The following is a 22,809-nucleotide window of genomic DNA, read 5'->3' as shown; positions in this document are numbered from 1 at the left end:
CGTTGTTCTTGTTGTTGTTTGTTTAACGGCGTTGAGCGGGGAAACTTTAGAGGCGCGCGGCCTGTTGATAACGGCTCGCCGCGTCGATGCGCGCGGAGGCTTCGCTGAAGCCCTTGCCCAGCGAGACGCGCGCGGCGTCCGCCGTCTGCATCAACGAGGCGTCGAGCGCCTGGATGTCGCGGGCCGCCTGAAGCGTTGCGGGGTCGTGATCGTTCTGCAACTGCATGATGATCGGCGAGCGCAGTTCGGCCACGCGCGCCGCTTCCATCCAGTCGCCGGCGGCAGCGGCCGCGGCCATCGCGCGCGTGAGCGCCACTGCGTTCGTCAGCAATTCGTGTTGGCTCACATCCGTCTCCGTGCGTCGTCTGTTACTTGTTCGTTGCCAGCGCGCCCGCGCTGTTCGTGCCGCCGAAAAGCTGCGTCAGATACGCCGTGTTGTTCTGCATCGTCGCCATCAGCGTGTTGAGCGCCGTGAACTGCGAGTTGTATTGCGAGGTCAGGCTATCGGCGTAGGTCTGGAGCTTGGCCGTCTGATCGGTCAGGCTCTTCAGGTCCGCGTTGAGCGCCGTCGTGCGCGTGTCGATGATGCCGCCCGTCTGCAGGAACGTCGTGATCTTCGAGCTGAGTTGCTTGCCGATGCCGTTCGTCTGGCTGAACAACTGCTGCACGCGAGTCGGGTTGTTCGACAGCGCGGTCGAGAGCTTCGAATCGTCGATGGACAGCGTGCCGTCGTCCTGAAGGTCGATGCCGATCGAAGCCAGGTTCGTCGTGACCGACGTCGATCCGGAGGTGGACGCCACGCCGCTCGTGACGATATTCGCGAGCGTGCTCCGGATCGTCTGCAGCATCGAATCGCCGAGCAGTACGCCGCCTTGCGAGCCGGCCGCTTTCGTCGAGTCGAAGGTGGACAGCGCGGCTGCCTGGCTCACGAACGAGTTGTAGGCATCGACGAACGACTTGATCGTGCTCTTTTCCTTAGTCGTGTCGGAAGCCACGGTCAGCGTTTGCGTGCTGCCGGCCGCAGCGGAGGCGAGATTCAGCGTCACGCCGCCGATGGCCGTCGTGAGCGTGTTCGTCGAACTCGTGACGGCGGTGCCGTCGACCGTCAGCGATGCGTCCTTTGCCTGCGACGTTTCCGTGTAGTTGCTGCTGCCCGCGCTATAGGAAAGCGATGAATCGACGCCCGCGCCCGCGGTCACCGAGATCGAGTTCGATGCGCCCGTGGTCTTCGAGGCGAGCACGAGGTGCTGGCCGTCGGTGCCGGTCACGATGGTCGCGCTGATGCCAGGGTTGTCGTTGGCCGAGTTGATCGACGATGCAATGCTCGCCAGCGTGTTCGTGCCGTCGAGCGCGACGTTCATCGAAGTCGATCCGAGACTGAGCGTGAGCGTGCCGGTGCCGAACGTGTCGGTGGCCGCGTGCGCCGTCGAAGAAATTTTCTGCGCGCTCGCCACGTTGTTGACCTTGATCTCGTACGAACCGGCGACCGCGCTCGTGCCGGCGGTGGCGGTCAGTCCGCTGCCGCTGGCCGTCGCCGTGTACGCCGCGAGCGCCGTGCCGTCGGACAGACCGGAAAGCGACGATTGCAGCGAGGACAGCGCGGACTTGATCTGCGAGACGGCGGACAACAGCGTGTTGTCGCTCGATGTCTTGTTCGCGATCTGAGTGGCCTGGGCCGTCGTCTTGGCGGTGACGAGCGAGCCGACGAGCGTGGAGACATCCAGCGAGGAATTCGTCGCGCCGCTGATGATGGACTGCGCGGCAGCGGCGAGCGTGGCGCTGATGTTGGACGAACTCGTGGTCGAGGTGGTGGTGGTCATCGGATGCTCCGGACGGACTGCCTATCAGGTTGCGAGCTTTCGTGAGCGGCGCGGCGAACATCTTCGCGCGCCGCTAACGAAAGCTGGGAGGCAAGCCTCCCAGTCGAGCACTGAACCCCGCCAAACCGCGGCGGGGTGAGTGAGTGCGCCTTAGCCGAGGAGCTTCAGCACTTGCTGCGGCATCGAGTTCGCTTGCGCCAGAACCGAGATACCGGCTTGCTGCAGCACTTGAGCCTTCGACAGGTTCGCCGTTTCTTGCGCGAAGTCCGCGTCGGTGATGGCCGACTGTGCCGCGGTCAGGTTGGTCGACTGCGATTGCAGGCTGGTGACAGCCGACGTGAAGCGGTTCTGCTCAGCGCCCAGCGTCGATTGCAGCGTGTTGACCGTGTCGAGCGCGGTGTCGACATAGCCGATCACGTCTTGCGCGCCGCTTGCCGTCGAGATGTCGACGCTCACCGAACCGAACAGGCCGGTCGAGCCCATCGAGACGCTGCCGAAGTCGACGCTCAGCGTCTGGTTCGCCACTGCGCCGATCTGGAACGACACCGACGAAACCGAGCCCGACAGCATGGCCTGGCCGTTGAACGTCGTCTGGTTCGCAACGCGATCCAGTTCGCCGAGACGCTGGGTCACTTCCGTCTGGAGGTAGCCGCGCTGCGTGTCGGAGAGCGAGCCGTCAGCAGCCTGAACTGCCAGCTGGCGGACACGTTGCAAGTTGTCGGTCGTGGAGCTGAGGCCGCCCGACGCCGTCTGGATCATCGAGATTGCGTTGTTTGCGTTCGACACGCCTTGGTTCAGCGCGTTGACGTACGACGTCATGTTCGTCGAAATCGCGAGACCTGCTGCATCGTCAGCTGCGCTGTTGATGCGCTTGCCCGACGAAAGGCGGTTGATTGCCGACGACAGGGCGCTTTGCGAACCGGCCAGGTTCTTTTGCGTAGCTTGCGACAGCGTGTTGGTATTGATGTTCAACATGGCTTGTTTTCCCTCTTTAAAGTATGGCGACTTTAGCGCCTACATCAGTTACGGCGTCGCGCTGTTTTAGAACTTACGCTGACCGCCTTACCTAGGTTATCGGGCTGCCCGAAAAAAACTTTAGGGCTTATGCACCCGGTGTTTTCGATCGGTCGGAAAGCCTTGCGGGATGGGCCTTTCGGCCTTCCTGCTGGGCTTTACCGGATCTGATCGGCAAATGAAAACTACAAGGCGTGCGCCATTTGCGCGACGGCGGCTTTAGCGAGCGGACGGAAAATCAGCCGTACCACTTGCTGAGATTGTCCCTTTGCCGCCGGCAAATAAATCAGTCCGTTCGGTGAAACCTGATAAATGCCGGGTTCACGTTCTTCCATGCCGTCGAGAATGATCTCGCTGCCTGCTTCGAGCGCGCGCTGGCGATCGAATTCGGCACTCGAATCCAGAAACTCTGCTGAGAATGTCGTCGCCGATTCAAGCTGCATCCAGCTCAGTTCGCGCCCGATCATCAACGCGGTGTCGAACTGGGAACGCGGCAGCACGACGGAATAGAAGCCGTCGTAAGTCGCACGCGCCGAGACGTTCTGAGTCGCGCTCTCATTGCCGCGCACGAAGAGCGCGGGTACATCGAGGCGCCGGTAGGACGTATCGTCGACGGTGAAGTTGAGCCGGTGACGGCGAATCGACATCAGAAAGATCGCCTGGTCGATGCCCGCATAGCGCATTTCCGACGGATATCCGGTACGGAAACCCTTGCCGATGCTGCGCATGTAGAACGGTCCGCGCTGGCGCAGCCCCTTGATGCCGGCGTCGACGTTGGCCACGTCGAACGCGATATCCGTCCCGACGTTCAGTTCGAAAAGCGACTTGGCGCTGCGCGCGATTTCGTCGTGCTCGGGCAGATAGACGAGCCGCGCGAGTTCGATCGCCGCGGTCACGCGCAGCCGCTCGCGCGTGAGCTTCGGCAGATGGATGGCGGGCGTCGCCTCCACGTCGCGGATGAACTGCAAGCACGCTTGCTGGATCGTGTGCGTCGTGTCGAGCTGCATGTTGCCCTTCTTGAGGCCGGCGAGAATCGGCGTGCCGTCCTCCTCGTAGGCGATCACGCTGCCGGAGTTGATGGCGCACATCTGCTCGAAATCGCCGATATGCGCGATCAGCGTTTCGACGACGTTCTCATCGGTCCAGCTCGAATCGATCAGCGCCTTGCGGTCGAGATGCGATCCCGGCGAATCGAGCGAGGCGAAGTACCGGCCGATCACGTCCACGTCGAAATGCCGCTTGAAGACGTCGCGGATGGCGTGCTGAATGGTCCCGTAATAGCCGAGGTCCGCGAGCACGAGCGTATCGCCGCGCTCGAGGCCGACGGTCTGCTGAAGATGGCGGAACAGCCGCAGGCGCAGCGCGTTCGACTGGCTCACGATGGTCTTTTCCGTCGCGCGCTCGGCCAGCAGCTTGCGGAACTCCTGCGCCGGGGCCTTCGCCTTGGTCGCGCGTGCGAGCACTTTCTTCTTGAGCGCGGGCGGCATCAACATCTGGTCGCAGATGACGTGCAGCGGGTGCGAGCTCGCGTGCTTGCCCGCGTAGCGCTGAATGCTCTCGCCGCTATCGAACGAGACGGCCACGGCGGTGAAGCGGCTCAGATAGACCGGATCGCTCATGGCCTCGTTCGACATGACCTGGCACGCGAGCCTCAGCAGATGGCCGTCGCGCATGAGGAACGCGAACTTGTGCGGCTTGCCGGTCGCGTTCAGTTCGCGGCGCTCATCGAGAATGAAGCGCGCGAAGCTGTAGAGGATCGGACCCAGCGCCCAGTAACCGACGCGTTCGTCCGGTTCCTGCGTGCGCGTGAGTTGCTGCGCCTTGAGGCCGTGATAGAGGCTCGGGGCCGCTTGCGTCGCGCGGATCGAGGGAAACAGCAGGCGCGCCGCCATGAGCCGCTGGCGTTCGGCCTTCACCGTTTCTTCGTCGCGTTGCAGAAAATGCACGCAGCCGATTCCAAGCGACATCGGCGCGGCGTAGTCGGCCACCGGGTTGTCGCCGGTATGCAAAATCTCCGATGCGCTCACGCCCAGCTTGGCCATGAGCCTGGGCCACAGGCCGCTCGACTTGCCGAAACCGAATTCGGACGAGCAGAAGACGTGATCGAGCAGCGTTTCGAGTTCGGGCGCGGTCGCGAACAGGATGCGGCGCAGTTGCGCCTCGCTGTAGTAAGTATCGCTGACGATAGCCACGGCCAGGCCGCGCGCCTTCGCTTCGCGCATCAGCGCGAGAACCGGCTCGAAAGCGAAGCCGATTTCGATCTCCTTCTGCACTTCGCGTTCGGCCAGTTCGCGCACGATGGATTCATCGGCCTGCGGCGCGCATACCGCATAGATTTCTTCGAGCGAGGCTTCGATCGTGCCGTTCTTGAACGAGCGGTTGGTGCGCGCGGTGGCTTCGGCCTGCGAGCGCACGCGAGCGCCAATGCGATGGGCGACGAACAGCGGGTCCTCGGCGAGCGCGTAATAGACGTCGCTCGGTTCGGCCACGCCGCGCCAGAAGATCGTGTCGAAACAGTCGAAGGTGGCGATCTTGCGACCGTCGAGCTTTGCGGACCAGGCCGCCATCAGGTCTGCGGCCGGTATGTTGCGGTCGGTCATGTTCAGGATGCTCCTCTTGCGCTTGCGGGCGTCGGAATGTTGGACGGATCAGCGCGCGTGTGCGGCGATCACGGTGAGATAGTTCGCGAGGCGGTTCTCTTCGACGCGCGCCAGCAGCGGGTTGTTGTGATACGGAGCGATGATCTGCGCGATCGCCTCGATGCACGGATGCGTGCGTTCGATCAGCACGGCGAGGCCGAACACGAGCGGAATCACCGCGTACACATAGTCGGTGGCGGACTGCTCGATGAAATCTTCCAGCGCGGTCATCACGCCATTGCGCGGGCCGCCTTCCTGATCGGCATAGGCGAACGAGCCTTCCGGCGAGCCGAAGCCGCCGCGCACCTTGCCCGGATTACCGAGCGTCACGCCGTTGCCGTAGCTGTACGGCTGGCGGAACTGCTCGGGAATCGCGTGCGGGTTGTAGTACTGATCGCGGCGGCCGGCGGGCCAGCAGACGTCGTGCATGAAGGCGAGCACCGGCTTGCCGTCGGCGTGCGAGCGTTCTTCGATCAGCCGCAGTTCGTTGAAGACGGTGTACCAGTTGTGATCGCCGTCGATGAACCATGCGTCGACATCGGCGATGAGCGGGATGGCGTCATGGCTTATCCCGCGCTGCAATTCGATATGCGCCGTGCTTTCGATCCACGCGGTCGCTTCAGGGCGCGGCATAGGATCGATGCAGGTCAGCGTGGCGCCGTGGGCTTGCGCCCAGTCGGACAGGATGCGGGTGTTGCCGCCGAATTCCAGCCCGATCTCCGCGATCTTGCGGGGTGCGCAGATATCGAGAATGGGAAGGGTGACCGGCGCGAACTCGGCCATCGAGTAGATCAGCAAATTGCTCATGTTCAGGGCCCAGTGGGCTTCAAAAGGCTTTTTCGGACTGAAGCGATGTTAGGTGAAGCCCCGCAAACGAAAGTCTCGAAAAGGGGGCGCTTTTCCCCTCAGTTTTCCTTTTAGTTTTACGTTTGCTGGTTGAGGGCGCGCGCCTGCAGGCGGCGAGGGCCGCATGTATCATCGGTTGACGCATTTTTTCCAACGGAGAGTGGACCCATGCAAACCCGCAGCATCGGCACATCGGATCTCAAGGTCGCGCCGCTCGTGTTCGGCGGCAACGTGTTCGGCTGGACGGCCGACGAGCGTACGTCGTTCTCCATCCTCGACGCCTTCGTCGATCACGGCCTCAACTTCGTCGACACGGCAGACGTGTATTCCGCATGGGTGGACGGGCATCAGGGCGGCGAGTCCGAAGCGATCATCGGCAAGTGGTTCAAGGAAAGCGGCAAGCGCGACAAGATCGTGCTCGCGACCAAGGTCGGCATGCTCGGTACGCGCGCCGGGCTGTCGGCAGCGAACATCGCGGCTGCCGTCGACGATTCGCTGCGCCGCCTGAAAACCGATTACATCGACGTCTACTTCTCCCATCTCGACGACGACAAGACGCCGCTCGACGAGACGCTCGACGCATATCAGAAGCTCATCGCGGCGGGGAAGGTGCGGGTGATCGGCGCGTCGAACTACAAGGGCGAGCGGCTGGAAGAAGCGTTGCGGGTGTCGAAGGAATCGGGATTGCCGGCGTACCAGATTCTTCAGCCGGAGTACAACCTCTATGACCGCGAAGGCTATGAGACCGATCTCGAGCCCGTCGTGGAGAAGCACAAGATTGCGGTCGTCACGTATTTCAGCCTGGCGAGCGGCTTTCTGTCGGGCAAGTACCGCTCGAAAGACGACACGACGCAGGCGGCGCGCGGCTCGCGCGTCGAGAAGTATCTGAACGATCGCGGGCTGAGTATCGTCGATGCGCTCGTCGAAGTGGCGACGCGCAACAGCACGACGCCCGCGACGGTCGCGCTGGCGTGGATCATCGCGCGGCCGAGCGTGACCGCGCCGATCGCCAGCGCGACATCGGTGAAGCAACTCGAAAGCCTTGCCGCCGCGACGCAACTCCAGCTTTCTGCCGAAGACCTGAAAATCCTCGACGAAGCCAGCGCCTGGCAGAAATAAATCTGTTGCATCAAAGGCTTGGCGTGTCTCGAAGAGTTGGCAGGGGCGCGATGTTCTGGTAACATCGCGCCCGAATCGAGAAATGTGCCCGGTTTCTTGCCTTCGCCGCTAAATATGACAACGTCAAAAGCTGGCGGCGAACGGCTCAGAATTGCGCGTTCAGGTGTCTCTCGCGAACACGCATGCCGCTCTCGCGGTCGAATCTCAACTCTCTCTTTTCCGGCCTCCGTGGCCGCTTTGCTCGTGTCCGCCCGTCGCGCCTTCAAGGTGCGTCATGTCCGGCGGACGATCGGAGTGCCGGCGCGCGGCGGATTTCCGTTGCGCACTTGAAAATACGTTTAGCAAACAGGATTTACATGACCACTATCGTCCTCAAAGAAAACGAGCCGTTCGATGTCGCGATTCGTCGCTTCCGCCGCACGATCGAAAAGAACGGCCTGATCGCAGAGCTGCGTGAGCGCCAGTCCTACGAAAAGCCGACCACCGCGCGCAAGCGCAAGAAGGCTGCGGCTGTTTCGCGTCTGCGCAAGCGCCTGCGTAGCCAGATGCTGCCGAAGAAGATGCACTAAAGCGTCATCGCCTGGGCCGGAGCGTGTAGCCTGGCCCCGGAAGGCAAAACGGCGGTGCGACCCGAGGGGGCGCACCGCCGTTTCGTTTGTGCGGCGTCTTGCGCTTGATTCAGCGCGTTAGACGAACGCGTGCCGCTTGCCGAGCGTGGCGAGCAGGTGCGGCCATTCTTCGACGCTCGCGTCGTCGTGAATCTGCTCCAGTTCGATCAGCAAATCGATGACGTTCGGATCGTACGCATTCACATTCGATGCATACAGCGCGCGCAGCAGCTTGCCGTCCTGCGCGTGCCGATAGTACGAGATGCCGACGCCTTCGAGGCCGGCCTCGTAGACCTCGTCGCGGACGAGCGAGCCGATCGCGCACTTGTGACCTTGCGGGCTGCGCAGGCGGCAAGAGCCGTTGTCATCTTCCGATACCGCCCGCTGCGCGAGCAAATGCGCGGCGACGCGTTCGTAGATGTCTTGCGGGCTCAGCATTCTGATTGGGCTCAACATACGGCACCCGTACGCTTATGCAGCGGTTTTCAGAAGCTCGGCCGACAGACCGAATTGCCGCGCGATCGACGCCAGGCGCTCGCGCCATTCCCATTTACCGAACACGTCGTGCACGTTCTGCAGGCAGGAAAGAAGTTCGACGGTATTGGGATCGAAGACGTTGATGCGCGCGCGCAGCAGCGCACGCTTGAGCGCCACGATGCCGACGTCCATGTAGGCCGGCACCGCTTCGGGCGGCTTGGCGAGGTAGCGGATAGGAACGCCTTCCATTGCCGTGACGTAGTCGCGCGGCTTGATGTAGGTGCCGACTGGGCAGCCGCCGCAGTATCCGCGGTAAGCGCCGCCGCCGTGGGGCAGCAAAGCGGCCTGTCCCTGCGCGAAAAGATGCTCTACCGCGTTGTTGAAAATCTCCTGATGCGTCAGGAAGTTCAAGCTTTTCATGATCTTTCTCCCCTGCGCCCCTGCGCAGCGGCCATGCGTTGAGTTACGAGCAACCTGCACTTGCGGCGTCCGGCGGCGTAATTCCGTCCGGCTACTGCTTCGAGCACGATGGTTTTCCCGGCCTATGGACGCTGACGACTGACAGCGTCCTGTACTCGCGGCGGATCTCTCCACTCAGTGAACGATCCGCACACCGTCAGTTATAACGGTTCGGCTCGGTAAAAAGGTGCGGCAGCGCACGCGAGGACGCCATTTTTACACGGCACGCACGATCGTGCAGCGCCGCAGAAGAAGGCAGCCCGCCTGATTGCAAGCGGTTTGCGCCGTGCTTCAGTGCAATAAATTACCTGGTATCGGGACTTTCCCGCATCAGCACGGTTACGCGGCTTGCATGTTGCCAAAAAGCAAAAATCTGTGGCATCGGAGGCTGCTTAAACTCCCGCTTTCGCTGCTGCTTTGCGTTTCGTTTTAGCGGTGGCGCGGGATACGCAGTCGGCGGCGTGGTCGTTGACCATGCCGGTCGCCTGCATGAAGGCATAGCAGATGGTGGTGCCGACGAACTTGCAGCCGTATGCCTTGAGCGCGCGGCTCAGGGCGTCGGATTCGGGCGTGGATGCCGGCGTCGGATTGTTCGCATCGCGCGGGGTGTCGATCGTTTGGCCGTTGACGAACGACCAGACGAACGCTGCGAACGAGCCGTGCTCGGCCTGAATGCGCTGCACGGCGCGCGCATTGAGGACGGCGGACTGGATCTTCGCGCGGTTGCGAACGATCCGCGCGTCGCCGACGATCCGCTCGACATCGGCCTCGGTGAAGTGCGCGACCTTGTCGATGTCGAAGCCCGCGAAAAGCGTGCGGTAGCCGTCCCGTTTGTTGAGGATGGTCGACCAGGAAAGCCCGGCCTGCGCGCCCTCCAGCACGAGCATTTCGAAGAGGTGACGTTCGTCGCGCGACGGGACGCCCCATTCGGTGTCGTGGTAGTGCGCCATCGCTGGCGTCGTGGCCCAGGCGCAGCGGATCGGTTCGGTGTCGGTCATTGGGAATCCTCGATTTCGAATGCGCCAGCATAGCGGAACGCCGTCGCCGTCCACTCTCTGCCATTCGGCTAATTGGCGTGCCGCGTTTGCGCCGTTATCCTTGCGGCCATGAACACATTCACGACTTCGAATTTCAACGGCTTCCTGCTCGGCATCGACGGCGGCGGAAGCGGCACGCGCGTGATTCTCGCCGATGCGAACGGCGTCGAACTGGCCCGCGCGAGCGGCGGCCCGTCGGGGCTGGGGCTCGGTGTCGAGCGGGCGTGGCGAGCCATCGGCGATGCGTGCGAGCGCGCGTTCCAGGCCGCCGCGCTGCCCTTCGACTGGCGGGCGTGCGCGCTCGGCTGCGGGCTCGCGGGCGTCAACAACGCGGAATGGCTTGCGGCGTTCCTCGACATGGCGCCGCCGGTTCAGGCGATGAGCGTCGAAAGCGACGCGTACACGACCGTCATCGGAGCGCACGCGGGCGAGCCGGGTGTCGTCGTCGCGCTGGGAACGGGCAGCATCGCGGCGTCGCTGGACGCGGATGGTGTGTGCCGCATCGCCGGGGGCTACGGCTTTCCGAGCGGCGACGAAGCCAGCGGCGCATGGCTCGGCCTGCGCGCGGTCGTCCACTTGCAGCGCGTCCTGGACGTCCGCGCGCCCGCCGACGACTGGTCTCGCGCGCTGCTCGCGCTGACCGGCGCAACGGACCGCGACAGCCTCGTCGTCTGGCTGTGCGCGTCGAATCAGACGGCGTATGCGACGCTCGCGCCGAGCGTCTTCGAGTACAGCGGTCATCCGGCTGCCGCTGCATTGCTGGAACAGGCGGGGCGCGAGATCGAACTGCTCGTCGCCGCGCTCGATCCGGCCGGCGTGCTGCCGGTTGCCCTATGCGGCGGACTGGCCGCGCCGTACGAATCCTTCGTGCCGGCGTCCGTGCGCGAACGTCTGCGCGAGCCATGCGCGGATTCCGCCGCCGGTGCGCTGGAACTGGCGCGGCGCGCGTCGGCGTCGCCGGGCGCGGTTACGCGGACAGGCGACCGCGCCGCGATAAAATAGGCAGCTTCGCGCTCAAACAGGGCAGCCATGTATTCGGTCATCGCAACTGATCTCGACGGTACGCTCCTCAACAGCGACCACCAGCTCGATCCCTTCACCGCCCACACGCTGCGCACGCTCGCGTCGCGCGGCGTACCGATCATTATCGCGACGGGGCGGCACTATCGCGATGTCGCCGGCATTCGCGACCTGCTCGGCGTCGACGCGTACCTGATCACGTCGAACGGCGCGCGCGTGCACGCCCCCGGTGACGAGCATATCTACTCGCGCGATCTCGCGCCCGCGTTCGTGCGCCGTCTGGTGCAGCCGGACGTCGTGGGCGAGCACGGACGCGTGATCGTCAACCTGTTCGCCGACGACGCCTGGCTCATCGACCGCCACGCGCCGGAACTCCTCGTCTTCCATCAGGACTCCGGCTTCAAGTACGAAGTGATGGATCTGTGCGAGCACGACGGCGAGAACATCGCGAAAGTGCTCTATATTGGCGAACCGGCCGATCTCGCGTACACCGCTGAAAATCTGAAGCGGGAATTCGGCGATTCGCTGTACGTCACCTACTCGCTGCCGGACTGCCTGGAAGTGATGACGTCGGATGTATCCAAAGGCCGCGCGCTGCGTTACGTGCTCGAGCGGCTGGACATCGATCCCGCGCATTGCGTCGCATTCGGCGACAACATGAACGACATCGACCTGCTGGAAACGGCCGGGCATCCGTTCATGATGAACAACGCCAACCCGGACCTCATCACGCGCTTGCCGAACGTGCCACGCATCGGCAACAACTTCGAGGCGGGCGTCGCGCATCAACTGCGCAAGCTGTTCGATATTCGCGACGAAATCGCTTCGCCGCGCTGATGTTGCGGGAGGCGGGCGGCATCGCGCCGCCTCGCTTCCGGCCTCGCGCGATTAGCCGCGATGCCCCCAGTTGTCCGAGCGGCCATGATCCCAGCGCGCACGGTTCCAGCGCCCGTTGTCGTGGCCATAGCGGCCGTAGTCACCGCGCCAGCGCGGCTCCTCATGCCGCCACGCCGGCGAGCGATACACCGGCGCAGCAGGACGCACATACACCGGGGCCGGAGCCGCATAAACCGGCGAGCCGAGCGAAACGCCGACGTGCAGATCGGTATGAGCCTGAGCCGCTCCGATGGCGCCTGCCACAAGGCCGGTCGCGACAAGCGTTTGAATGACGATGCGCTTCATGGTGTTTCTCCTGGAAGGCGACGTGTGTCGCATGAGTCCAATGTAAGCGCCCGCTGTCTTACACGCTTCGACGACTTGTTACGGTGTGCAAGCCGCGCGTAAGGGCGGTGCTGTCGATGGTGAAGCCCGGAAAGCCTTATATGGCGGGCGTTTTGCGGAGAAGCGCGATCCGTGCAGTGACGTTATTAAGCGGATTGCGTAATGCGCCATTACATCTGTCGCGCGTTTTTAATGCACGGCGCGCGCACGCGGCGCGAAAAAACAAAACGGGCGCACCAGGCGCCCGTTTCTTTTGCTGCGTAAAGCCGCTTACTGTGCGACGGCAGCGACCTTGCGCGCTTCCGATTCGGCAGTCAGCAGCGGATAAACGATGCCCGCGATGGCCGCGCCAACGATCGGCGCAATCCAGAACAGCCAGAGCTGATCCAGCGCCCAGCCGCCGACGAAGAACGCCTGACCCGTCGAGCGCGCCGGGTTCACCGACGTGTTCGTGACCGGAATCGAGATCAGGTGGATGAGCGTCAGGCACAGGCCGATGGCGATCGGTGCAAAGCCCTTGGGCGCACGGTCATCGGTGGCGCCGAGGATCACGAACAGGAAGAAGAACGTCATCACGACTTCGCAGACGAGCGCCGCGATCATCGTGTAATGGCCCGGCGAGTGCTCGCCGAAACCGTTCGCCGCAAAGCCGCTTGCGACAAGGTTGAAGTTCGGCGCGCCGGTCGCGATAAGCTCGAGCGCGAACGCGCCGAGCGTCGCGCCGACCACCTGCGCGATGATGTACGGTGCGAGATCGCGCACCGGAAAGCGTCCCGCGACCGTGAGCCCGATGCTCACCGCCGGGTTCAGGTGACAGCCGGACACGTGGCCGATGGCATAGGCCATCGTCAGCACGGTGAGACCGAAGGCGAGCGAAACGCCGACAAACCCGATGCCGAGCCCGGGATATCCGGCGGCCAGAACCGCGCTGCCACAACCGCCCAGCACGAGCCAGAAGGTACCGAAAATTTCAGCGCCGAGACGCTTCGACAATTGCATGATCCAGCCCCGAGAAAAGATGAAGATCGTTGATTTGACGCAAGAAAGCCGTTTGCTTCTGCGGAGCGCAGTTTAAGCGCGGCTCATTTCCTGAACTGTCAAAAATGGTCGATCGTTGCGCGTTTCACGGGGCGCGCAGCTTTGGCGACACAAAAAGAAAATGCCGCCCGATTGGGCGGCATTCCAGAGCGGAAGCGGAAAGGGAAAGGTGTTAGCCCACTGCAACCTGACGCAGCACCGGGCGCTTCGCGGCCTGGAGCATCGACGTGTAGGTGTCGACATAGTTTTGCGCCATCGTCTTTGCGCTGAAGCGGCGTTCGAATTGCGCGCGGATTTCGGTGCGCGACAGTTCGTCGATCCGATGCAGTGCGCCCACCGCGCCCTGAACGTCTTCGCAGATAAACCCGGTCACGCCATGATCGATCACTTCCGGCACCGATCCGCGATTGAACGCGATGACCGGCGTGCCGCACGCCATCGATTCGATCATCACGAGGCCGAAAGGCTCGTTCCAGTCGATCGGGAACAGCAGCGCCTTTGCGCCGGACAGGAATTCCGGCTTTTGCGCCTCGTTGATTTCGCCGACGAATTCGACGTGCGCCTGCGACAGCAGCGGCTCGATCGTCGACTTGAAGTAGTCCTGGTCTGCCTTGTCGACCTTCGCGGCGATTTTCAGCGGGAGACCGCTTTGCGCCGCAATCTTGATGGCGAGATCCGCGCGCTTTTCCGGGCAGATGCGGCCGAGAAACGCGAGATATTCCGGCTTCTTGTGCGGCTGCGGCGTGAGCAGATCGTCGGGCAGCCCGTGGTAGACCGTGTTCAGCCAGTTCGCCTGCGGCAGCGGGCCACGCTGGTTATTCGAAATCGAGATGACGTTCGCGTCGGTGAACGTGTTGAACATCGGTTGCAGTTCGGGCAGATCGAGACGGCCGTGCAGCGTCGTGACGAAAGGCGTATCCATCTGCGAAAACAGCGGGAACGGCATGTAGTCGAGGTGGAAGTGCAGCACGTCGAACTCATGCGCGCGGCGGCGAACCGTTTCTAGCAGCAGCATGTGCGGGGCGAGCGGATCGCGGATGGTCGGGTCGAGCCGCAGCGCGCGCGGCCAGGCCGCTTCGAGAGTCGCACGGGTTTGCGAATCGCCGCTTGCAAACAAGGTCACATCGTGGCCGAGATCGACGAGTGCATCCGTCAGGTAAGACACCACGCGCTCAGTGCCGCCGTAAAACTTCGGAGGAACTGCTTCGTGCAACGGTGCAATTTGTGCGATTCGCATAACGTGGTTCTCCAGTGTGGTCCGCGCGTGGCGGTTCGACGCCTGTGCGGTCCTTGCAATTCAGCGGCGGAGCGGCGTTTCTGGCGTGACTCCGGCCCTGTGCAAAGCATTCGTGTGAACATGCGGTGAAGCCGGTTGAACGATCGACGCATGCCATTCGGACGGGCAGCGCGCGTGCAGCGAGTTCGTCGCTCAGGCCGCCCAAGGTCGGTTCCGGCTCTCGACCGGGTTATCCCTTACGTTCATTATCGGGATCGAGAGCCGCATTACACGTCAATTTTCAATCGCTTAACGTTGTTACAGCGCGAAACAACGGCTGTTACGAAGTGAGAAATTGCACCGGGGCAAAAACGGTCGGACCCATCCGACGCGCAATCAGCGCGGTAGATCGGTTGTCAGCAAAAATTGTTCCTTCGGCATCACTCCTAAAGTCGCGCCGCTTTTCGCCGTTAAAGCCTCTGCCGAGCAGCAGGCATCACGCGCGTGTACGACTTTTTCCTACACGATCGCGGGCGAATTTCCGTCGGCGAGTCGGTGCGTTCATCCGATAGGCACGCATACCGCACCGGGCGACAATCAGCCGACATATGCGGGGCCGAATGCGCCGTTTTTTTGGCGCATTCGAGCAAACGTTTCCCGCTTGGCCTGACCAGCCACGAATCGACTCGGGGGAAAGATGACGGCCACGATTACAGGCGTGCTCGCGGAAATCCGCGAGGTGAATCTGTCGTACTTGCTTCTTGCGCAGCGCCTGCTGCAAGAAGACCGCGTTGCGGCGATGTTCCGCCTCGGACTGTCCGAGCGCGTCGCGGAGGTCGTGTCTGCGCTGACGCCGACGCAGGCGCTGAGGGTGGCTTCATCGAGCCATCTGCTGTGCCGCTTCCGGTTCGACGATCACGCGATTCTTTCCTCGCTCGCGGACAAGGGCACGTCGGCGGCCATCACGCAGGCCGCCGACGTCCCGGTCGCGCAGATCGTCTGAACGCTTCGCCGCGTCGACCGCAAGACGACGCGCGCTAGCAAGCGATTGCGCTATTAAGCGATTGCGCCATTACGCCGCAAGCCCCCCACGGCGCCCGCCTAAAAGTTTTCTCCCCGCATGCCGTAAACATCCTTAACCGCGCGCTCACGCCGGTCATCCGCAATAAACCCGAGGACTTGCCCGTGCTGATCTTTGTTGGAACGCTCGTGACCTTGCTGTCCGTTTTCGGCGGTTACGCGCTCGAAGGCGGCCACCTTGGCGCGCTCGTGCAGCCGGTCGAAATATTGATGATCGGGGGCGCGGGCATCGGCGCGTTCATCCTCGGCAACGGAATCAAGACGATCAAGGCGACGCTGCTCGTCATCCCCACGCTTTTCAAGGGCTCCAAGTACAACAAGGACGTGTACATGGAACTGATGGGGCTGCTCTACGTGCTGCTCGCCAAGGCGCGCAAGGAAGGCACGCTGACGCTCGAAGCCGACATCGACGATCCCAACAAGAGCCCGATTTTCAGCCAGTACCCGAAGATTCTCGCGGACCATCACATCGTCGAATTCATGACGGACTATCTGCGCCTGATGGTCGGCGGCAACATGAACGCGTTCGAGATCGAAAGCCTCATGGACGAGGAGATCGAAACGCATCACGCCGAAGGCGAAGCGCCCGCGCAGGCGCTTTCGAAAGTGGGCGATGCGATGCCCGCGTTCGGCATCGTCGCCGCGGTGATGGGCGTCGTGCACACGATGGCGTCCGCCGACCAGCCGCCCGCGGTGCTCGGCGAGATGATCGCGCAGGCGCTCGTCGGCACGTTCCTCGGCATCCTGCTTTCGTACGGCTTCATCGCGCCGCTCGCGAACATCGCGGAGCAGCGTGTCGCCGAGCAGACGAAGATGTTCCAGTGCATCAAGGTGACGATCCTCGCGAGCCTCAACGGCTATGCGCCCGCGATCGCGGTCGAGTTCGGCCGCAAGGTGCTGTTCTCGACCGAGCGCCCGTCGTTCTCGGAACTCGAAGAACACGTGCGCCGCGTGAAGGCGAAGTGACGACATGAGCAGCGAAAAGGATCGGCCGATCTTCATCAAGCGTGTCGTCGGCAAGGGCGCTAAAGGGCATCACGGCGGCGCGTGGAAGCTCGCGTATGCCGACTTCATGACCGCGATGATGGCGTTCTTCCTGCTGATGTGGCTGCTGTCGTCCACCTCGCCGGTGCAGCGCCGCGGCATCGCCGAATATTTCAACATGCCGCTTAAAGCCGCGATGGTCGGCGGGAAAACGGTCGGCATGGATTCCAGCATCATCACCGGCGGCGGACGCGACATTTCGAGCCCCGACCCCGGCACCACCCGCATGACCGACGCGCGCACCCCGCGCAACGAAGTCGACGAGGAAGCGCTCAGACAAGCGACAACCGAACTCGAGCGGCGCGAGCAAGTGCGCCTGCACGACCTGCAAGTCAAGCTGATGGCGGCGATCGAAGCGAACCCCACGCTGCAGCAGTTCAAGCAGCAGATTCGCATCGAGTCGACGCAACAGGGCTTGCGCATCGAAATCGTCGATACGCAGAAACGCCCGATGTTCGCGCTCTCCAGCGATTCGGTGCAACCCTACATGCGCGACATCCTGCGCGAGATAGGCCGAACGCTCAACGACGTGCCGAACCGCATCGTCGTGCAGGGACACACCGACGCCGTGAAGTACGCCGGCGGGGAGAAGGGCTATAGCAACTGGGAACTGTCGGCGGACCGCGCGAACGCGTCGCGGCGCGAGCTAATCGCGGGCGGCATGGACGAAGCGAAAGTGCTGCGCGTGCTCGGCCTCGCGTCGACGCAGAACCTCAACAAACAGAATCCGCTCGATCCCGAGAACCGCCGCATCAGCGTAATCGTGCTCAATCAGCGATCCGAAGCAGCGATGCTGCGCGAGGACGGCACGCGCGGCGCGGTGTTCGACAACGCCCCCGCGAGAGCGGACGCCGCGCCGCTTTTCAACAGGCTCGCAAATTAAGCGGCATCGCGTCAAAAAAACGCTCAAGACTGCACACGTTTTGGCCGACATCAGGGCAAGACCGCGAGACATACACATGATCAAGAACATTCTGGCAATCGACGATTCCGCCGCCATGCGGCAAATCCTCTCCGCCACGCTGACGACAGCGGGCTACGAGGTGACCGTGGCGTCGGACGGTAACGAAGGACTCGAATGGGCGCTCGCCGAGCGCTTCGATCTGGTGCTCACGGACCATCACATGCCCAGCAAGAGCGGGCTCGACCTGATCGTCGAATTGCGGGCGAATCCGGCCTACAAGGCCACGCCGATCCTCGTCCTCACGACCGAAGACGGCGAGCCGTTCAAGGACGCGGCGCGGGCGGCGGGCGCGACCGGCTGGATCGAAAAGCCGCTCGATCCGGACCTGCTGACCGAAGTGGTCGCGGCGATCGCGGACTCGCAAGAGCAGGCGCAGCACTGAAGCACGGACGCGGCGACGCATTACGGAACACAACAGCATTCTCGCGGTGATACAAGCATGACACTCGACATTACCCAGTTCTATCAAACCTTCTTCGACGAAGCCGATGAACTGCTCGCGCAGATGGAGCAACTGCTGCTCGTTCTGGATATCGCGAATCCCGATCCCGAAGACCTCGCGGCGATCTTCCGCGCGGCGCATTCGATCAAGGGCGGCGCGGCGACCTTCGGCTTCACGGCGCTGACCGAAACGACGCACATCCTCGAATCGCTGCTGGATCGCGCACGCAACAACGAGCTGGTCCTGCGCCACGACATGATCGACACGTTCCTCGCGACGAAGGACGTCCTCTCCGATCAGCTCGCCGCGTATCGCGCGAGCGAGGAACCGGATGCAGCCGCCGCCGCCGCCATCTGCGCGAAGCTCGAACGGCTCAAGAACGAAGACGCGGCGCAGCAGGCCGTCGCGGTCGCGGAGCCGGCGACGCCGGCGGTGATCAAGCCAGCCGCAGCCGCACCGGCGCCGGCCTACGAAGGCCCGAACGCGCCGCCTGCGCACGTGCTCTCGCAGGCCGCCGAAGCCATCGAAGACGACGGCAACTGGGATGGCGCATTCGAAATCGCCGACGGTGCGACTGAAGCAAAGAACGCAGGAACCGCAGCCGATGCGTCGGCTGCGGAAGCAGGACCCCACCTGAAAATTACGCTACGGGGGGTGGGCGAGAAGGACCTGGCGACCTTAACCGAGGAGCTAGGGAACCTGGGCAGCATCGTCGGAGAGAAAAAGACGGACGCCGAACTCGTGCTTTGGCTCGATTCGGACGTCTCCGCCGACGATATCGTGGCTGTTTGCTGCTTCGTGATCGATGAATCGCAGATTACGATCGGCCGGGGCAACGCGCAACAAGGCGCGGCTCCGGCGCCGGAGCAACAGACGCCACAGGCTAAGCCGGTTGTATCGCAGGCGCAGGACGCGCCCGCATCCGCGGCTCAGCAGAAGGACGAGGACACGGCGAAGGCGGCGGTGAACGTGGCCGCCGCCATCCCGTCATCGAATGAAAAACAGAAGACCGCAACGGGCGACGCCGAGAAAAAGGCGCGCCCGGCCGCGGCGGCATCGGCGGAAGGCAGCTCGATTCGCGTCGGCGTGGAGAAGGTCGATCAGCTCATCAATCTGGTGGGCGAGCTCGTCATCACGCAGGCAATGCTCGCGGAAACCACGAGCGCATTCGATCCCGCCTTGCACGACCGTCTTTTCAACGGCATGGCGCAGCTCGAACGCAACGCGCGCGATCTGCAAGAGGCCGTCATGTCCATCCGCATGATGCCGATGGACTACGTATTCAGCCGCTTCCCGCGCCTCGTGCGCGATATCGCGGGCAAGCTCGGCAAGGACGTGGAACTCGTCACGTTCGGTCAGGCGACCGAACTGGACAAGAGCCTGATCGAGCGCATTATCGATCCGCTCACGCACCTCGTGCGCAATTCGCTCGATCACGGCATCGAGACCGTGGAAGCGCGCCGCGCGGCGGGCAAGCCCGCGACCGGGCAGCTCGTGCTGTCGGCGGCGCATCACGGCGGCAACATCGTCATTGAAGTCAGCGACGACGGCGCCGGCCTGCGCCGCGACAAGATTCTCGCGAAGGCGCAGAAGCAGGGCATGCAGGTCAGCGAATCGATGAGCGACGAAGAAGTGTGGCAGCTCATCTTCATGCCGGGCTTTTCGACGGCGGAGCAAGTCACCGACATTTCCGGCCGAGGCGTCGGCATGGACGTGGTGAAACGCAACATCCAGTCGATGGGCGGCCACGTCGAAATCATGTCGCGTCAGGGCGCGGGCACCACCACGAAGATCGTGCTGCCGCTCACGCTCGCGATTCTCGACGGCATGTCGGTGAAGGTCGGCAACGAGATCTTCATTCTGCCGCTGAACTTCGTGATGGAGTCGCTGCAACCCGTCGCCGAGGACATCTACACGGTCGCCAACGGTGAACGCGTGGTGCGCGTGCGCGGTGAATACCTGCCGCTCGTCGCGCTGCATTCCGTGTTCGACGTCGAAGGCGCGCGCACCGAGCCGACGCAGGGCATCGTCACGATCCTGCAAACCGAAGGGCGGCGCATGGCCATGCTGATCGACGAACTCGTCGGCCAGCAGCAAGTGGTCGTGAAGAACCTCGAAACGAATTACCGCAAGGTGCACGGCATTTCCGCCGCAACCATTCTGGGCGATGGCAGCGTCGCGCTGATCGTCGACGTAGCCGCGCTCAATCGCGAATCGCGGGCGCAGCACTCGCATACCCACTAAACCAACGACCGACTTTGGGGATTCCCATGGCAGACATCCAATCGACTCAAGCCGCGCTTTCGCGCCGCGATGCGCAGCACGCCGAAGCAGCAGGGCAGGAATTCCTCGTCTTCACGCTGGGCGCGGAGGAATACGGCATCGACATCCTGAAGGTGCAGGAGATTCGCGGCTACGACAGCGTCACGCGCATCGCGAATGCGCCGGCGTTCATCAAGGGCGTGATCAATCTGCGCGGCATCATCGTGCCGATCGTTGACATGCGCATCAAGTTCAACCTGGGCCGCGTCGAGTACGACAACCAGACCGTCGTCATCATCCTGAACGTCGCGCATCGCGTGGTCGGCATGGTGGTCGATGGCGTGTCCGACGTGCTCACGCTCACGCAGGAGCAAGTGATGCCCGCCCCGGAATTCGGCGCGACGCTCACTTCGGAATATCTCACCGGCCTCGGCACGGTGGACGGCCGCATGCTGATCCTGATGGATATCGAAAAGCTCATGACCAGCCGCGAGATGGAGTTGATCGACTCCGTCGCCGCCTAAGAAAGCGCCCGCACGCGTCGCCGGCCAAGGAAGGAATCCATGCTCAAGAAGTTGTCGATCCGCACGACGCTCACGCTCGTCGGTCTGTTGTTCGTCGGTTGCGCGGCCGTCATCGGCGCGCTGTCGCTCGTCGGCCTGAGTTCCGCGAGCGCCTCGCTCGCGTCGCTCGCGCATGAGGACATGGTTGCGATGCGCGCGTTGTCGGAAACGTCGTCGTATCTGCTGCGCGCGCGCATCACGCTGGACCGCGTGCGCTCGCTCACCGAAGCGGGCAACGAAGCCGAAGCGAAGAAGGCGCTGGACCGCGGCCAGTATCTGCTCGACAAGAGCGATGAGAACTGGAAGCTCTACCTGAACACGAACAAGCCGATGCTGCCGAAAGAGACGCTCGATGCGCTCGTCGCGCAGCACGACACGCTGGTGAAGAGCGGCGTCGAACCGGAGTTTGCCGCGATCCGCGCGAACGACATGGCCGCGTATCACGCGATCGCCGATACGAAGATCAGCCCGATGTTCGTCGCGTTCGATCAGGCGGTGACAGCCGCGGTGCTGTTCCAGCAGAAGCATGCGGAGCAGTCGCAGTCGAGCGCGTCGGCGCAGAACTCGACGCTGATCGGCGTCATCGGCGGGCTGCTCGGCCTGTCGGTGCTGATCCTCTTCGGCACGCGCTACGCGCTGGGCGGACTCATCGTGCGGCCCATCAACGAAGCCGTCGAACATTTCGAGCGCATGTCGCGCGGCGATCTGACGAAGCCCGCACATTCGGACAGCCAGAATGAAATCGGCCGTCTGTTCGCGGGCATCGAGCATATGCGCGCGAGCCTGACGACCATGGTCGGCGCGGTGCATCGCGGCGCGGAATCCATCGATGTCGGCGCGCATGAAATCGCCAGCGGCAACACGGATTTGTCGCAGCGCACGGAAGAGCAGGCCGCGTCGCTGCAGGAAACGGCGTCGAGCATGGAAGAGCTCACGAGCACGGTGAAGCAGAACGCGGACAACGCGCGTCAGGCGAGCCAGCTTGCGGTGAACGCATCGGATATCGCGTCGCGCGGCGGCCAGGTCGTCGAACAGGTCGTCGATACGATGAACGCGATCGCCTCCAGTTCGAACAAGGTCGTGGACATCATCGGCGTGATCGAAGGCATCGCGTTCCAGACCAACATCCTCGCGTTGAACGCGGCGGTGGAAGCGGCGCGGGCCGGAGAGGAAGGACGCGGATTCGCGGTCGTCGCGGGAGAAGTGCGTTCGCTCGCGCAACGCAGCGCGGCGGCAGCGAAGGAAATCAAGGCGCTCATCGGCGATTCGGCCGACAAGGTGCAGAGCGGATCGGAACTGGTCACGCGCGCCGGCGAGACGATGGGCGAGATCGTGCAGGCCGTGCGCCGCGTGACCGACATCATGGGCGAGATCAGCGCGGCGTCGGAGGAGCAGTCCGACGGCATCGAGCAGGTCAATCGCGCGGTCACGCAGATGGATAGCGTGACGCAGCAGAACGCGGCGCTCGTCGAACAGGCGGCGGCTGCGGCGGCATCGCTCGAAGAGCAGACGCGGCAGCTGAAGGGCGTCGTCGGGCAATGGCGCATCGACGGCGCGGCGGTGGCGGCGCCGGCGCGTCCGAGCGCATCGGTGGCGGCGTCGCGGCTGGCATCGGCTGCCATCAAGGGCACGAAGGAAACGCGCGTGGAGCCGGTGTCGGTGCCGTCCGCGCCCGTCGTGGCCGCAAAGCCGGTGAAAGCGCCGGTCGCCGCAAAAGTTTCAGAAGAGCCTAACGTCGCGCCGGATACGGCCGTTATCAAGGATAAGAGCCGCGAAGCAAGCAAGCCCGCGAGCGTCGCGAAAGCCGCGCCGCGGGCAAGCGCACCGGCTGCAATCGCGCCGCGCGCGAAGGCCACCACCGCCGATGACGGCGACTGGGAAACCTTCTAAGGCATATCAACGCTGGACAGCCAGCAAGCGAATGATCCCGGCGCGCGGTA

General features: G+C 63.3%; 22 protein-coding genes. 11 read left to right on the top strand and 11 right to left on the bottom strand.

The window, feature by feature from the left end:
• Positions 1–46: 46 nt before the first annotated feature.
• From fliT to BG57_RS19000, 5 genes are all read right to left on the bottom strand, one after another.
• On the bottom strand, positions 47–346 hold the full coding sequence (gene fliT / locus BG57_RS19020; RefSeq protein WP_035967139.1) for a flagellar protein FliT: 300 nt from the start codon (positions 344–346) through the stop codon (positions 47–49).
• 22 nt (positions 347–368) lie between these two features.
• Positions 369–1,820, bottom strand: coding sequence for a flagellar filament capping protein FliD (gene fliD, locus BG57_RS19015; protein WP_035967138.1), 1,452 nt, complete (start codon positions 1,818–1,820; stop codon positions 369–371).
• Between the two features lie 150 nt (positions 1,821–1,970).
• Complete coding sequence (locus tag BG57_RS19010; protein ID WP_035967137.1) at positions 1,971–2,795, bottom strand: flagellin domain-containing protein; 825 nt, start codon at positions 2,793–2,795, stop codon at positions 1,971–1,973.
• A 224-nt stretch (positions 2,796–3,019) separates the two neighbouring features.
• On the bottom strand, positions 3,020–5,434 hold the full coding sequence (locus tag BG57_RS19005) for an HAD family hydrolase (RefSeq protein ID WP_035967136.1): 2,415 nt from the start codon (positions 5,432–5,434) through the stop codon (positions 3,020–3,022).
• A 48-nt stretch (positions 5,435–5,482) separates the two neighbouring features.
• On the bottom strand, positions 5,483–6,280 hold the full coding sequence (locus BG57_RS19000) for a class I SAM-dependent methyltransferase (RefSeq protein WP_035967135.1): 798 nt from the start codon (positions 6,278–6,280) through the stop codon (positions 5,483–5,485).
• Positions 6,281–6,487: 207 nt separating this feature from the next.
• Here BG57_RS19000 and BG57_RS18995 point away from each other — a divergent pair, with 207 nt between their 5' ends.
• Both BG57_RS18995 and rpsU read left to right on the top strand, forming a co-directional pair.
• The gene (locus tag BG57_RS18995) at positions 6,488–7,438 is read left to right on the top strand and encodes an aldo/keto reductase (protein ID WP_035967133.1); all 951 of its coding nucleotides are present in this window, start codon (positions 6,488–6,490) and stop codon (positions 7,436–7,438) included.
• Positions 7,439–7,794: 356 nt separating this feature from the next.
• Positions 7,795–8,007 (top strand): 30S ribosomal protein S21, encoded by a 213-nt coding sequence (gene rpsU, locus BG57_RS18990; RefSeq protein WP_035942296.1) that lies wholly within the window; start codon positions 7,795–7,797, stop codon positions 8,005–8,007.
• A 117-nt stretch (positions 8,008–8,124) separates the two neighbouring features.
• Here the strand turns inward: rpsU and BG57_RS18985 are convergent, their stop codons facing one another.
• From BG57_RS18985 to BG57_RS18975, 3 genes are all read right to left on the bottom strand, one after another.
• The gene (locus tag BG57_RS18985; protein WP_035967129.1) at positions 8,125–8,484 is read right to left on the bottom strand and encodes a hypothetical protein; all 360 of its coding nucleotides are present in this window, start codon (positions 8,482–8,484) and stop codon (positions 8,125–8,127) included.
• A gap of 33 nt (positions 8,485–8,517) precedes the next feature.
• On the bottom strand, positions 8,518–8,943 hold the full coding sequence (locus tag BG57_RS18980; RefSeq protein WP_035967127.1) for a hypothetical protein: 426 nt from the start codon (positions 8,941–8,943) through the stop codon (positions 8,518–8,520).
• Between the two features lie 431 nt (positions 8,944–9,374).
• Complete coding sequence (locus BG57_RS18975; protein ID WP_035967125.1) at positions 9,375–9,980, bottom strand: DNA-3-methyladenine glycosylase I; 606 nt, start codon at positions 9,978–9,980, stop codon at positions 9,375–9,377.
• 108 nt (positions 9,981–10,088) lie between these two features.
• Here BG57_RS18975 and BG57_RS18970 point away from each other — a divergent pair, with 108 nt between their 5' ends.
• Entirely contained in the window at positions 10,089–11,021 is a 933-nt protein-coding gene (locus BG57_RS18970) for a glucosamine kinase nucleotide-binding domain-containing protein (RefSeq protein WP_035967124.1), read from the top strand.
• 27 nt (positions 11,022–11,048) lie between these two features.
• Positions 11,049–11,876 carry a Cof-type HAD-IIB family hydrolase gene (locus tag BG57_RS18965; RefSeq protein ID WP_035967123.1) on the top strand — a complete coding sequence of 276 codons (828 nt, stop codon included), beginning with the start codon at positions 11,049–11,051 and terminating at the stop codon, positions 11,874–11,876.
• 51 nt (positions 11,877–11,927) lie between these two features.
• Here the strand turns inward: BG57_RS18965 and BG57_RS18960 are convergent, their stop codons facing one another.
• From BG57_RS18960 to BG57_RS18950, 3 genes are all read right to left on the bottom strand, one after another.
• Entirely contained in the window at positions 11,928–12,221 is a 294-nt protein-coding gene (locus BG57_RS18960) for a PXPV repeat protein (protein WP_035967122.1), read from the bottom strand.
• 309 nt (positions 12,222–12,530) lie between these two features.
• Complete coding sequence (gene aqpZ, locus BG57_RS18955) at positions 12,531–13,259, bottom strand: aquaporin Z (RefSeq protein WP_035967120.1); 729 nt, start codon at positions 13,257–13,259, stop codon at positions 12,531–12,533.
• Between the two features lie 211 nt (positions 13,260–13,470).
• The gene (locus BG57_RS18950) at positions 13,471–14,535 is read right to left on the bottom strand and encodes a glycosyltransferase family 4 protein (RefSeq protein WP_035967119.1); all 1,065 of its coding nucleotides are present in this window, start codon (positions 14,533–14,535) and stop codon (positions 13,471–13,473) included.
• A 676-nt stretch (positions 14,536–15,211) separates the two neighbouring features.
• Between BG57_RS18950 and flhD the strand changes: the two genes are divergently transcribed.
• The 7 genes from flhD (at position 15,212) to BG57_RS18915 (ending at position 22,759) form a co-directional block, all read left to right on the top strand.
• Entirely contained in the window at positions 15,212–15,517 is a 306-nt protein-coding gene (gene flhD, locus BG57_RS18945) for a flagellar transcriptional regulator FlhD (protein WP_035967118.1), read from the top strand.
• A gap of 182 nt (positions 15,518–15,699) precedes the next feature.
• Positions 15,700–16,560, top strand: coding sequence for a flagellar motor stator protein MotA (gene motA, locus BG57_RS18940; RefSeq protein WP_035967229.1), 861 nt, complete (start codon positions 15,700–15,702; stop codon positions 16,558–16,560).
• A gap of 4 nt (positions 16,561–16,564) precedes the next feature.
• Complete coding sequence (gene motB / locus BG57_RS18935) at positions 16,565–17,521, top strand: flagellar motor protein MotB (RefSeq protein WP_052005887.1); 957 nt, start codon at positions 16,565–16,567, stop codon at positions 17,519–17,521.
• 76 nt (positions 17,522–17,597) lie between these two features.
• Entirely contained in the window at positions 17,598–17,984 is a 387-nt protein-coding gene (locus BG57_RS18930; protein WP_035967116.1) for a response regulator, read from the top strand.
• 57 nt (positions 17,985–18,041) lie between these two features.
• The gene (gene cheA, locus BG57_RS18925) at positions 18,042–20,288 is read left to right on the top strand and encodes a chemotaxis protein CheA (protein WP_035967115.1); all 2,247 of its coding nucleotides are present in this window, start codon (positions 18,042–18,044) and stop codon (positions 20,286–20,288) included.
• A 26-nt stretch (positions 20,289–20,314) separates the two neighbouring features.
• Positions 20,315–20,830 (top strand): chemotaxis protein CheW, encoded by a 516-nt coding sequence (gene cheW, locus BG57_RS18920; protein WP_035967113.1) that lies wholly within the window; start codon positions 20,315–20,317, stop codon positions 20,828–20,830.
• Between the two features lie 39 nt (positions 20,831–20,869).
• The gene (locus tag BG57_RS18915) at positions 20,870–22,759 is read left to right on the top strand and encodes a methyl-accepting chemotaxis protein (RefSeq protein WP_035967111.1); all 1,890 of its coding nucleotides are present in this window, start codon (positions 20,870–20,872) and stop codon (positions 22,757–22,759) included.
• Positions 22,760–22,809 lie beyond the last annotated feature (50 nt).

The sequence above is a fragment of the Caballeronia grimmiae genome, from assembly GCF_000698555.1.
In the GTDB taxonomy this organism is placed as follows: Bacteria; Pseudomonadota; Gammaproteobacteria; order Burkholderiales; family Burkholderiaceae; genus Caballeronia; species Caballeronia grimmiae.
Note: the sequence above shows the minus strand (reverse complement) of the source record. Positions and strands in the feature narration are given on the sequence as shown.

Coding starts and splice junctions, on each gene's coding strand:
- BG57_RS19005 (WP_035967136.1), bottom strand. CDS start 5,434: ATGACCGACCGCAACATACCGGCCGCAGACCTGATGGCGGCCTGGTCC.
- flhD (WP_035967118.1), top strand. CDS start 15,212: ATGACGGCCACGATTACAGGCGTGCTCGCGGAAATCCGCGAGGTGAAT.
- BG57_RS18975 (WP_035967125.1), bottom strand. CDS start 9,980: ATGACCGACACCGAACCGATCCGCTGCGCCTGGGCCACGACGCCAGCG.
- BG57_RS18995 (WP_035967133.1), top strand. CDS start 6,488: ATGCAAACCCGCAGCATCGGCACATCGGATCTCAAGGTCGCGCCGCTC.
- BG57_RS18980 (WP_035967127.1), bottom strand. CDS start 8,943: ATGAAAAGCTTGAACTTCCTGACGCATCAGGAGATTTTCAACAACGCG.
- cheW (WP_035967113.1), top strand. CDS start 20,315: ATGGCAGACATCCAATCGACTCAAGCCGCGCTTTCGCGCCGCGATGCG.
- BG57_RS18985 (WP_035967129.1), bottom strand. CDS start 8,484: ATGCTGAGCCCGCAAGACATCTACGAACGCGTCGCCGCGCATTTGCTC.
- cheA (WP_035967115.1), top strand. CDS start 18,042: ATGACACTCGACATTACCCAGTTCTATCAAACCTTCTTCGACGAAGCC.
- BG57_RS18970 (WP_035967124.1), top strand. CDS start 10,089: ATGAACACATTCACGACTTCGAATTTCAACGGCTTCCTGCTCGGCATC.
- BG57_RS19000 (WP_035967135.1), bottom strand. CDS start 6,280: ATGAGCAATTTGCTGATCTACTCGATGGCCGAGTTCGCGCCGGTCACC.
- motB (WP_052005887.1), top strand. CDS start 16,565: ATGAGCAGCGAAAAGGATCGGCCGATCTTCATCAAGCGTGTCGTCGGC.
- BG57_RS18965 (WP_035967123.1), top strand. CDS start 11,049: ATGTATTCGGTCATCGCAACTGATCTCGACGGTACGCTCCTCAACAGC.
- BG57_RS18950 (WP_035967119.1), bottom strand. CDS start 14,535: ATGCGAATCGCACAAATTGCACCGTTGCACGAAGCAGTTCCTCCGAAG.
- rpsU (WP_035942296.1), top strand. CDS start 7,795: ATGACCACTATCGTCCTCAAAGAAAACGAGCCGTTCGATGTCGCGATT.
- aqpZ (WP_035967120.1), bottom strand. CDS start 13,259: ATGCAATTGTCGAAGCGTCTCGGCGCTGAAATTTTCGGTACCTTCTGG.
- BG57_RS19010 (WP_035967137.1), bottom strand. CDS start 2,795: ATGTTGAACATCAATACCAACACGCTGTCGCAAGCTACGCAAAAGAAC.
- BG57_RS18930 (WP_035967116.1), top strand. CDS start 17,598: ATGATCAAGAACATTCTGGCAATCGACGATTCCGCCGCCATGCGGCAA.
- BG57_RS18960 (WP_035967122.1), bottom strand. CDS start 12,221: ATGAAGCGCATCGTCATTCAAACGCTTGTCGCGACCGGCCTTGTGGCA.
- fliD (WP_035967138.1), bottom strand. CDS start 1,820: ATGACCACCACCACCTCGACCACGAGTTCGTCCAACATCAGCGCCACG.
- BG57_RS18915 (WP_035967111.1), top strand. CDS start 20,870: ATGCTCAAGAAGTTGTCGATCCGCACGACGCTCACGCTCGTCGGTCTG.